Below are 10,541 nucleotides of genomic sequence, written 5' to 3'. Positions count from 1 at the left end.
CGTATTTTTGCTATTGTCTCCACAATTAACATCCTTGTTTTCCTCCATGATCTTTTTGACCATGGAGCGTTAACATTGTGGGGTCAATTTTCGACGCTGTTTTCTCTCATAAGGGGGTCATTATTCCACGCTGATTAACATTGGGCTATTCCAGAAAGAAGCACTCGACAAAGGTGTATAAAGAAAAATGTGCTATGTTCAAAACATTTTTCAGAAACATCGCTCCTGAAATGGCTGTAGAAGATTTAACATCAGCTATGGTTTTGGAACATCTACAGATTCAGATGGAAGAAAGGTCTGGTAATGCTTCAAACAAGGACAGGAAAAACCTCGTCGCAGGCTGGAACTGGGGTATCAAGTACTTTGGCCTGCCCAAAGAGAATCCCTGTTTGGCAGAGAGGATGCCAGAGATAAGAAGCCCCCGCTATGTACCACCAGAGCAGGATTACCTGACAGTATACGATGTTGCGGAAGGTCAAGACAAAATCATGGTCTTCTATACTTACGCCCTGGCTTTAAGAAGGGGAGAAGTATTTAGAACCAAGATATCCGACCTTAACCTTCAAGAAAATAAAGTCAGAATCTGGACCAAGAAGCGGGAAAATGGCACATGGGAGTTTGATTGGCTACCAGTTCCACCAGAACTGAAAAAGGCTATTATCTGGTGGCTGGAAAACAGGCCCATCAAAGACCATGAATACTTATTTTACTGCCTTGAAGACAAGCCACATGTTGGGATTATCTTTGGTGAGCATTTTGTGGAGCGGAAAGATTTTTTGAATCGCCTCTGTGATAAAGCGGGGGTCAAACCATTCGGATTTCATGGTTTGCGACATCTGCGAGCAACGACCCTTTACCATCAAGGTAAAAAGGTTGCCACAATTCAGTCATTACTTCGCCACAAGAATCCAAACACCACAGTTAAGTATCTTCGTTCTCTTGGACTTGATGTAATGGGTGAAGAACTGGGAGACCTAATGACGCTGGATGGAAACAACATGGTCTTTAATTCAGAAAATATTGAATTGCCAGACAGAGTACAAATAAAAAAAGCCGTCTGAAGAGCCGTCAGCTCTTCAGGCGACTTGTAACTGCTGACCACAGGTTCGTAAGCACCTGTAATCATTACTAAATGGCGGGGCCGACGAGACTCGAACTCGCGACCTCCGGCGTGACAGGCCGGCATTCTAACCGACTGAACTACGACCCCGCAAAACAAATATCATCACTGGTGGGCGGTACAGGGATCGAACCTGTGACCCTCGGCTTGTAAGGCCGATGCTCTCCCAGCTGAGCTAACCGCCCCTTTGGAGACGAGATTTTTAACAAGATCGAAGTATATAGTCAATAAAAATCAGCAGCCGATTAAAAAGTATATTAACCAGGATAATAATTCAAACAAATCATATACTTACAACTCAAAAGACCAACAAAAAGAACCCCTCGCTCCCCAAAAGGAGATTCTCTTCTCCGTTCTTAATGTCGTATGCCGCTTGAGTCTTCGATGGTATCCGCACAAAATGCACCGACCGGAGGCATGTTTTTGAACAGTTTTTCTCCATCGGCAAGGATAAGAGCCTTTTCGAGAACCTCATCCACACTCTCGACAAGCTCGATATCCAGGCTCTTGACGATTCTGGCCGGAACTTCACTGAGCTCCCGTTCATTCTCCGCCGGGATAATGACCGTGTTGATGTTCCCGCGTCTTGCCGCCAGAAGCTTTTCGGTGAGTCCTCCAATGGGCAACACCCGGCCACGCAGGGTAATCTCACCGGTCATTGCCACATCCCGACGGACCGGCACCTGCATGAGTGCCGAGATCATTGAAGTAGCCATGGTAATCCCCGCAGATGGGCCGTCTTTCGGGATCGCTCCCTCAGGCACGTGGATATGAATATCGAGCTTCTGGTAGAAATCAGAAGCAAATCCCAGACAGACGGAACGCGAACGGATATAGCTCAGGGCAGCCTGGGCCGACTCCTGCATCACTTCACCGAGTTTACCGGTAATGGTGAGTTTACCGCTACCCGGCATCAGCACTGTTTCGATCTGCAACATCTCCCCACCGACCTCGGTCCAGGCAAGACCAGTCGCCATGCCAATCTCATCAAGTTTTTCCGCCAGTCCGTAACGATGTTTGGCCACGCCGAGATAGTGCCCAACACTCTTAGGTGTGACACGATACTTGCGATCAGTTTTCTTCTTCAGACTTTCCCGGGCAATTTTCCGGCAGATGGAGGCAATGCTCCGTTCCAGATTCCTGACCCCTGCTTCACGGGTGTAACGCCTCACGATCTCCAGCACCGCTGCTTCACTGAAAACGATATCCTGAGGACTAAAACCGTTGGCTTCAAGCTGTTTCGGAGCCAGAAACTGCTGGGCGATCTGCAGTTTGTCCTCCTCGGTATAGCCGCTCAGTTTAATCACCTCCATCCTGTCCTTCAATGGTGCAGGGATGGACGGCAGATTATTGGCCGTGGTGATGAAAAACACATTGGACAGATCGTAATCAAGATCAAGGTAATGATCATTGAAGGCGTTGTTCTGCTCAGGATCCAGAACTTCAAGAAGGGCCGAGGCCGGATCACCCCGGAAATCCATGGACATCTTATCCACTTCATCAAGACAGAAGACGGGGTTATTGACTTTCACCTTCTGCAATGACTGGATGATCTTGCCCGGCATTGCCCCGATATAAGTCCGGCGATGCCCCCGAATCTCCGCCTCATCCCGCACACCACCAAGAGACAGTCGGACAAACTCCCGGTTCATGGCGCGAGCAACCGACTTGCACAGAGAGGTTTTGCCGACACCCGGAGGCCCCACCAGGCAGAGGATCGGGCCCTTGATTTTATTTACCTTTGCCTGCACTGCCAGATACTCGAGAATTCTTTCCTTGGGCTTGTTCAGACCGAAATGATCTTCGTTGAGAATATCTTCGGCTTTGTTGATGTCGATTGCGTCTTCGGACTTTTCAGTCCAGGGTAATCCGATGATGTAATCTATGTAGTTGCGAACCACGGTAGCTTCCGCTGACATGGGCTGCATCATTTTGAGTTTTTTAAATTCTTTCTCAACCCGGCCGCGGGCCTCTTCGGGAAGATCCTTATCCTTGATAGCCTTGTCCAGTTCGGCCATCTCGGTGGCGGGGTCTTCCTCGTGACCCATTTCCTTCTGCAGAGCCCTGACCTGCTCGGCCAGATAGTAGTCTTTCTGGGTCTTGTCCATCTTCTTCTTGACCCTTGACCGGATAGTGCCTTCAATGGAGGCAACCTCAATCTCCTTGTAGACAAGGTTGAGGAGAACCTCAATCCGTTTCGGCAATTCAACCGCCTCAAGAACCATCTGTTTCTCTTCGGTTCTGAGAGGGAGATGTGAAGCCAGGACATCGGCAAATTTGGAAAGCGACTCTATCTTGGAGACCGAGGTAATAACTTCCTGGGGAATCTTTTTCTTGATTTTGGCATATTCCCTGAAAATCGACTGCGCTTCACGCATATAGGCAACCGCTTCGGCAGGATCAAGCAATCCCTCAGCCGGTTCTTCTACCTCAACTTTCAGGTAGTCACCATTTGAAATGAAACTGAGTATCCGCCCCCGTCTTTTTCCCTCGACAAGGGCCTTGATGGTCCCGTCAGGAAGCCGGAGAAGCTGCATGACCTTGGCGATGGTCCCGGTATGATAAATCCCGTCCTGGTTCGGCTCATCCTCCCCCGGGTCTTTCTGGGTGGCGAGGAATATTTCAGTCCTTTCCTCCATGGCCTTTTCCAGGGCATTGATCGATTTTTCCCGGCCCACCACAAGGGGGGCAACCATATGGGGAAAAAGAACGATGTCACGAAGAGACATCATCGGGTAGATGTTTATTTCAGATCCTGAAGATGACATTTATATCCTTAATATGTTGATCAAACTGAATATTAAAGCTTACTGGAAAACCAAACCTTGATCCTTTCAGGCGGTTTTCTTCTTTTTACTGTCGTACAAAACCACTGGATAGTCGCCGTTCATGATGACCTGCTCACTGATGACACATTCCTGAACCCCTTCCTTGGAAGGAAGTTCGTACATGACGTCCAGCATGGCTTCTTCCATAACCGACCGCAACCCTCTGGCCCCGGACTTCCGCTTCATCGCTTCACGAGCAATGGCACGCATGGCGCCTTCAGTGAAACGCAGGCGGATGTTGTCAAAGGCGAAAAGTCTTTCATACTGCTTGATGAGAGCATTTTTCGGCTCACGCAGAATCCTGACCAGATCCTCCTCTTCCAATTCCTCCATGGTGGCAATGACCGGCAGACGGCCAACCAGTTCAGGAATAAGCCCGAAGCGGAGAAGGTCTTCAGGACGCACCATGGCCAGCACCTCTCCCATTTTCTTTTTGGTTTTGCTGACCACTTTGGCGCCGAAGCCCATGGATTTTGTCCCGGTCCGTTTTCGGATAACCTCATCGAGACCCACAAATGCTCCGCCGCAGATGAAGAGGATATTGGTAGTATCGAGTTTAATGTATTCCTGCTGCGGGTGTTTCCGCCCTCCCTTGGGGGGGACACTTGCCACCGTTCCCTCGATAATTTTCAGGAGGGCCTGCTGCACACCTTCTCCGGAAACATCCCGGGTAATGGAGGCACTGTCGGATTTGCGGGCGATTTTGTCGATTTCATCGATATAGACGATCCCACGGCACGCCTTCTGGATATCGTGATCGGCAGCCTGGAGCAGGTTGACCAGAATATTCTCCACATCTTCGCCCACATATCCCGCCTCGGTGAGCGTTGTAGCATCAGCCATGGCGAAAGGCACGTTCAGCACCCTGGCAAGGGTTTGGGCCATCAGGGTCTTGCCGCTGCCGGTGGGTCCGATCAGGACAATGTTGCTTTTCTGGAGTTCAACGTCACGATGGTCGTCAAACCTGCTGACGTTGATACGTTTGTAATGATTATGGACCGCCACGGAAAGCACCTTCTTGGCCTGATCCTGGCCGATGATGTAAGCATCGAGATGCGCCTTCATATCCATCGGCTTCAGCGATGCGTTGCCCGCTTCGGACTCTTCATCTTTCTGGCGATCTTCCTTGACGATATCATTGCACAGTTCAATGCACTCGTCGCAGATGTAGACAGTCGGTCCGGCGATCAGCTTCCGGACCTCTTCCTGGCTCTTGCCACAGAAAGAACAGAGTACCTCAACATCGCCGCTCTTGTTATCTTTGGCCATCGGTTATGAATCCTCCCTGACGTCGGTTCTCTTGTTCAACACCTTGTCGATTATACCATACTTTTTGGCTTCTTCGGCACTCATAAAATAATCGCGTTCGGTATCTTTCTGAATTTTTCCGATCTTCTGCCCGGTGTGATTCGCCAGAATTTTATTAAGGTCCTGCCGCATCCGGAGGATCTCTCTGGCATGGATATCGATGTCTGACGCCTGGCCCTGGTAACCACCCATGGGTTGATGAATAAGAATCCTGGCATTCGGCAACGAATACCGCTTTCCTTCAGCACCGGCCGCCAGAAGAACAGCGCCCATACTGGCGGCCTGCCCAAGGCAAAGAGTTGCAATATCGCATTTTATGTACTGCATGGTGTCATAGATGGCGAGACCGGCGGTCACCACCCCACCCGGAGAATTGATATAGAATGTGATATCCTTGTCCGGATCATCGGCCTCAAGGAAAAGAAGCTGGGCGATAATCACATTGGCGACGTCGTCATTCACTCCGGTACCGAGAAAGATGATTCTCTCCTTGAGCAGCCGAGAATAAATATCGTAAGCCCGCTCACCTCGCGGACTCTGCTCAACAACCATCGGAATCAGGCTCATTATTCATCCCCCTTGGCGGATTTCCTGGCCGGCTTGGCTTTTGCTTCGGTTTTCTTTTCGGCCGGCTCTTTCGCTGTCTCTTTTTTTGCCGCTGTTTTCTTCGCGGCAGGTTTTTTGGCGCTCTTTTTTTCAGAGGCAACGATCTTTATATCGGCATTCTCTTTCAAAAAAGAAATTATCTTTTCACTCAACAGCTCATTCATGAACGGCAGAAGATCGTCCCGATTGGCAAAATACTTCTTCACATCTTCGACCGGCATGTTGTAACGCTGGGCAATCCGCTGAAAACCCTTCTCTATATCACCGTCTTCAAGTTTGATCTTCTCGACCTCGGCAATCTTCTTCAGAATAAAATCACCCTTCACTCTCTTGGCTGCCGTATCCTTATACTGCTCAACCAGATCGTCACGATTGATCCCGGCCGACTCCAGGGTCATCCCCTGATTCGTGAGATTGTCCTCCATCTCCTTGATCAGAGAATTCACCTCGTATGCCACCAGACGAGCAGGGACATCAAACTCATGATTTTCGAGAAGCTGCAGCATCATCTTGTCGGCAAGATCTCCTGCCCCCGCCTCCTCCTTGCCGGCTGATATCTTGTCCCGGACCGCTTTTTTAAGATCGGCAAGAGTTGCATATTCCTTGCCCGCATCCTTGGCGAACTCATCGTCCAGATCCGGCAGAACCCGCTCTTTGACATCCTTGATTTCAATTTTGAACTCTATGTTCTTGCCGGCCAGAACCGGATTGGGGAAATTTTCAGGAAAATCGATGGTCCGATCAGTCTTCTCGCCTTTTTTCAGGCCCAGAAGATTTTTCTCGAAATCCTCTCCGAAACGCCCGGAACCGATATCGACGGTATAATTCTCAGCTCTCACCTGCGGCATCGCCTCGCCGTTGTGATATCCCTGAAAGTCAATGACCGCAACATCTTCATGGACAATGCCCCGATCATCAACACTGCGCAGAGGAGCCATTTCTCGACGCATATTGTCAATTGCGGCATCCACTTCTTCGTCGGTAGCCTCAGGCGAGGGATGCTCAACTTTCAGTCCCTTGTATTCACCGAGTTCGAATTGGGGTCGCACAGCGACCTCCGCCTCGTAAACAAAAGACCCGTCGTCGCCAAACTTCTGACTGCGCAGCTCAGGATGGGTAACCGCATCAATCTTGGTCTCGCCCAGGGCATCAAAATAGGTTTCCTGAATGAGCTTCTCACCCACATCGTACTCAACCTTCGGCCCGTAGTTCTTTTCCAGGACCTTGCGCGGGACCTTGCCCTTGCGGAAGCCCTTGATTGCTACTTCCCGGCCCAGTTTTTTATAGGCCTTCTCAATCTCTTTACTGACGCTCTCGACAGGGAGAGTTACTTTCAATCTCTTGGTGTGCACTCCGGCATCTTCAACTGTAACCTGCATTGAACCGTCCTTTCCTTTCTCTTATTGCTTTATCTGAAATAAATATTGGTTTCTGTTTCCTGTGGTGCGAGAGGGGGGAGTTGAACCCCCAACCACCAGGTGGGCTGGATCCTAAATCCAGTGCGTATACCAATTTCGCCACTCTCGCGTGAATCAGGCAAATTAAACAACTTTATATGCTCAGTCAAGGGTGGCGCCTCTAAATATTGATCCTCCCGAGAAAATATTCCCCCCGGGCCACGGCTTGAGTGGTTTTCGCATCCGATGGTCTCGCCTGCATACTTGTTGAAGAGAGCAAACCCCGCCTCTCCGTCACCAGTCGCCGAATAGCCGAATAGCCGAGACCATATCACCGCCTTGGTCTGCAGGGGAGTGCCGCGACAAAATTGATTGACAGAACCCCCCTTTGTTGATAGCTAGAAGGGTTCTGAACGCACTCATCAAAAACAGAGAATCTACCGATCATGACCAGACAAGAAAACAACCCTTCCACTTCCGAAACATTCAGGCCCCGGGGCCGGGCAACCCTGATCGGCAGTCTGCCGGTTGCAGATCATCAGCAGGGGCTCGACCTGATCAACCACTACACCCCGGACATCCCTCTCTGGCCTCAGCTCCCTTCCAACAGAAAGGAAGGCATGCTGGTCCAGTTCATGGAAGGGATGGTCGGGCTGGTTGAAGGGGAAAGAACATATTTTGATACCGGCGGGAATTTCGAAGAGGAACTGCTGCCCTTTTTTGAAGAGCTCATCGCCGTTGGTGAAAACCCTGCCCTGCTGATGGATTCCCGATTCGCGGTGAGCCGGGAAAGGGCTGCCGGACTTTACCTGCTGAAGGAAAAGGTCGACCCCGGCAAAGCGGTTGCCCTGAAAGGCCAGATTACCGGACCTTTTACCCAACTCACCGGCCTTCAGGATCAGGACAAAAAACTCGGTTACTACAATCCGTCGCTCCGGGAAATGATCGTTCAGGGTTTGGCCTTGAAAGCCGCCTGGCAGATCAGGTTTCTGAAAGATCCAGGCCTGCCCGTCATTGTGTTTATCGATGAGCCGGCCCTCGCCGGGTTGGGTTCTTCCGCATTCATCAGCATCTCCCGGGATGATATCGGCCAGGATATCGGACAGGTGACTGCAGCCATCCATGATGCCGGCGGCCTGGCCGGAGTCCACGTCTGTGCGAACACCGACTGGACCCTGCTCCTGAGAAGCGATCTGGATGTGATCAGCTTTGACGCCCACGGTTTTTTTGACCGATTCATCACCTGCCGGGAAGATATCTATACCTATCTTGACCGGGGGGGGATCATTGCCTGGGGCATCGTCCCGACCGGCAGCAGTGAACTGGTCGCCTCGGAAACGACTGACTCCCTGGTGGCTAAATGGGAGTCCCAGGCAGCGGAAATGGCCTCGGAAAAATGGGATGCCCCTGCCATTCTCAGCCAGACCCTGATCACACCGAGTTGCGGCACCGGCTCCCTCGATCCGGCCTCCGCGGAAAAAGTGCTCCGCATGACCAGTGAGGTTTCTGAAACCCTGCGCCGGAGATATCTGAGTTAAAACATTGAGCGAAACAGTTCTGGCTGGGACAAGTCAGTCACCAATGATTTCAGCAGGTCCAGTGAAAAGTTTTGAGTGTAGAGTTTTGAATGTGGAGTTATGGTGTTTTCCGACCTGAGAAGTTCATCTGCTCTGCATCATATATTCCAGGTCCATACTGTATAATCACCTTAAAATTGATCCCGCCGGCTGATGAGCCAGGATTACCAGTTAAGAAAACAGAAACGGTACGACAACAATGAGTGAAGAACTGAACCAGACCTTGAAACAGCGCCGCCAGAAAGCTTCCGAGATGGCGGCACTCGGGGTGAATCTCTACGCCAACAACTTCCGGCCGACCAGCGCCATCCGCAACCTGCTGGCCATGGAGTCCGAGATCACCGACGAGACCGAACCGGAAGAGGGGCAGGATTACACCGTAGCCGGACGGGTCATGTTCATGCGCAAGATGGGCAAAGCTTCTTTCCTCAATCTCCAGGATGAATCCGGACGGATCCAGGTCTACATCAAACGCGACAGTGTCGGCGAAGAGGTGTATGCGGTGTTTAAAAAACTCGACGTTGGCGACATCGCGGGATTCACCGGCAGGCTGTTCCGGACCCAGACGGGGGAGCTGACCCTGAACGCCGAAGCCTTCAAGCCGATCACCAAGTCCCTGCGGCCACTGCCCGAAAAATTCCACGGCCTCACCGATGTGGAGACCAGATACCGGCAGCGCTATGTTGACCTCATTGTGAACCCCGAGGTCCGCGAAACCTTCAGGAAGAGAGTTGAGATCATCAAACTGATCCGGGATTTTCTGGTCAACCGGGGCTTTATGGAAGTTGAAACCCCGATGATGCAACCCATCGCCGGCGGCGCCACCGCCAAACCGTTCAAGACCCATCACAACGCCCTCGACATGGATCTCTATCTGCGGATCGCCCCCGAACTTTATCTCAAAAGGCTGCTGGTCGGCGGTTTCGAAAGAGTGTTTGAGATCAACCGCAATTTCAGGAACGAAGGATTGTCCACCAGGCATAATCCGGAATTCACGATGCTCGAGTTCTATCAGGCCTTTGCCACCTATCACGACCTGATGGACCTCACCGAGGAGATGATCTCTTACATCGCCGCCGAGGTAACCGGCTCCATGGTCCTGGAATATCAAGGCACTGAGGTGGACCTCTCTCCCCCATGGCAGCGTTACACCATGGATGAGGCGCTGACCGCTGTTGCGGGCATTGCCCCTGAAATCCTTGCCGATCCCGAGCGGGTCATGAAACTTGCCGCTGAACATCAGATCGAACTGGAAGCCAAGGCGGGCCCCGGCAAGGCCAAGACCGAACTGTTTGAACTGCTGGTCGAAGAGAAGCTGATCAACCCGACCTTTATCACCTCGTATCCCACCGAAGTCTCGCCTCTGGCGCGGCGCAACGAGGAAAACCCGGAGGTGACCGACCGTTTTGAACTGTTCATCACCGGCCGGGAAATCGCCAACGCCTTCAGTGAATTGAATGACCCGATCGACCAGAAAGAACGGCTACAGAAACAGATCGACGAACGCGGCGGAGATGAGGAGGTCTTTCCGGTCCTTGATGAGGATTTCGTAAGGGCTCTGGAATACGGGATGCCCCCGGCCGCCGGTGAAGGCATCGGCATCGACCGGCTGGTGATGCTTTTGACCGACTCACCGTCGATCCGCGACGTGATCCTCTTCCCGCACCTGCGCCCCGAAAAATCAAGCTCCCGGGAGAATCAGTAA

7 protein-coding genes and 3 tRNA genes are annotated in these 10,541 nt (G+C 51.4%); 3 read left to right on the top strand and 7 right to left on the bottom strand.

Annotation, left to right across the window (positions count from 1 at the left end; genetic code table 11):
* The first annotated feature begins 173 nt into the window (after positions 1-173).
* Positions 174-1,061, top strand: a complete 888-nt coding sequence (locus tag KKG35_10955) for a site-specific integrase (GenBank protein ID MBU1738644.1) — start codon at positions 174-176, stop codon at positions 1,059-1,061.
* A gap of 72 nt (positions 1,062-1,133) precedes the next feature.
* Here the strand turns inward: KKG35_10955 and KKG35_10950 are convergent.
* From KKG35_10950 to KKG35_10920, 7 genes are all read right to left on the bottom strand, one after another.
* Positions 1,134-1,210, bottom strand: a tRNA-Asp gene (locus tag KKG35_10950).
* A gap of 19 nt (positions 1,211-1,229) precedes the next feature.
* Positions 1,230-1,305 (bottom strand) — tRNA-Val (locus KKG35_10945).
* 171 nt (positions 1,306-1,476) lie between these two features.
* Positions 1,477-3,888: an endopeptidase La gene (gene lon / locus KKG35_10940; protein MBU1738643.1), complete on the bottom strand. Its 2,412-nt coding sequence runs from the start codon at positions 3,886-3,888 to the stop codon at positions 1,477-1,479.
* 66 nt (positions 3,889-3,954) lie between these two features.
* The gene (gene clpX / locus KKG35_10935; protein MBU1738642.1) at positions 3,955-5,217 is read right to left on the bottom strand and encodes an ATP-dependent Clp protease ATP-binding subunit ClpX; all 1,263 of its coding nucleotides are present in this window, start codon (positions 5,215-5,217) and stop codon (positions 3,955-3,957) included.
* A 3-nt stretch (positions 5,218-5,220) separates the two neighbouring features.
* The gene (gene clpP, locus KKG35_10930; GenBank protein ID MBU1738641.1) at positions 5,221-5,823 is read right to left on the bottom strand and encodes an ATP-dependent Clp endopeptidase proteolytic subunit ClpP; all 603 of its coding nucleotides are present in this window, start codon (positions 5,821-5,823) and stop codon (positions 5,221-5,223) included.
* Complete coding sequence (gene tig / locus KKG35_10925; protein ID MBU1738640.1) at positions 5,823-7,241, bottom strand: trigger factor; 1,419 nt, start codon at positions 7,239-7,241, stop codon at positions 5,823-5,825. The genes clpP and tig overlap by 1 nt, the downstream gene beginning before the upstream one ends.
* Before the next feature lie 62 nt (positions 7,242-7,303).
* A tRNA-Leu gene (locus KKG35_10920) sits at positions 7,304-7,389 on the bottom strand.
* A gap of 316 nt (positions 7,390-7,705) precedes the next feature.
* On the opposite strand from KKG35_10920, the gene KKG35_10915 reads away from it, so the two are divergent.
* Positions 7,706-8,797 carry a hypothetical protein gene (locus tag KKG35_10915; protein ID MBU1738639.1) on the top strand — a complete coding sequence of 364 codons (1,092 nt, stop codon included), beginning with the start codon at positions 7,706-7,708 and terminating at the stop codon, positions 8,795-8,797.
* Positions 8,798-9,035: 238 nt separating this feature from the next.
* On the top strand, positions 9,036-10,541 hold the full coding sequence (gene lysS / locus KKG35_10910; protein ID MBU1738638.1) for a lysine--tRNA ligase: 1,506 nt from the start codon (positions 9,036-9,038) through the stop codon (positions 10,539-10,541).

It is taken from the genome of Pseudomonadota bacterium (genome assembly GCA_018823285.1).
In the GTDB taxonomy this organism is placed as follows: Bacteria; Desulfobacterota; Desulfobulbia; order Desulfobulbales; family JAGXFP01; genus JAHJIQ01.
This window is presented reverse-complemented; position numbering and strand designations above follow the sequence as displayed.

Excerpts from the sequence above, each read along its gene's own strand:
- lon (MBU1738643.1), bottom strand. The coding sequence starts at position 3,888 with ATGTCATCTTCAGGATCTGAAATAAACATCTACCCGATGATGTCTCTT.
- clpX (MBU1738642.1), bottom strand. The coding sequence starts at position 5,217 with ATGGCCAAAGATAACAAGAGCGGCGATGTTGAGGTACTCTGTTCTTTC.
- clpP (MBU1738641.1), bottom strand. The coding sequence starts at position 5,823 with ATGAGCCTGATTCCGATGGTTGTTGAGCAGAGTCCGCGAGGTGAGCGG.
- tig (MBU1738640.1), bottom strand. The coding sequence starts at position 7,241 with ATGCAGGTTACAGTTGAAGATGCCGGAGTGCACACCAAGAGATTGAAA.
- KKG35_10915 (MBU1738639.1), top strand. The coding sequence starts at position 7,706 with ATGACCAGACAAGAAAACAACCCTTCCACTTCCGAAACATTCAGGCCC.
- lysS (MBU1738638.1), top strand. The coding sequence starts at position 9,036 with ATGAGTGAAGAACTGAACCAGACCTTGAAACAGCGCCGCCAGAAAGCT.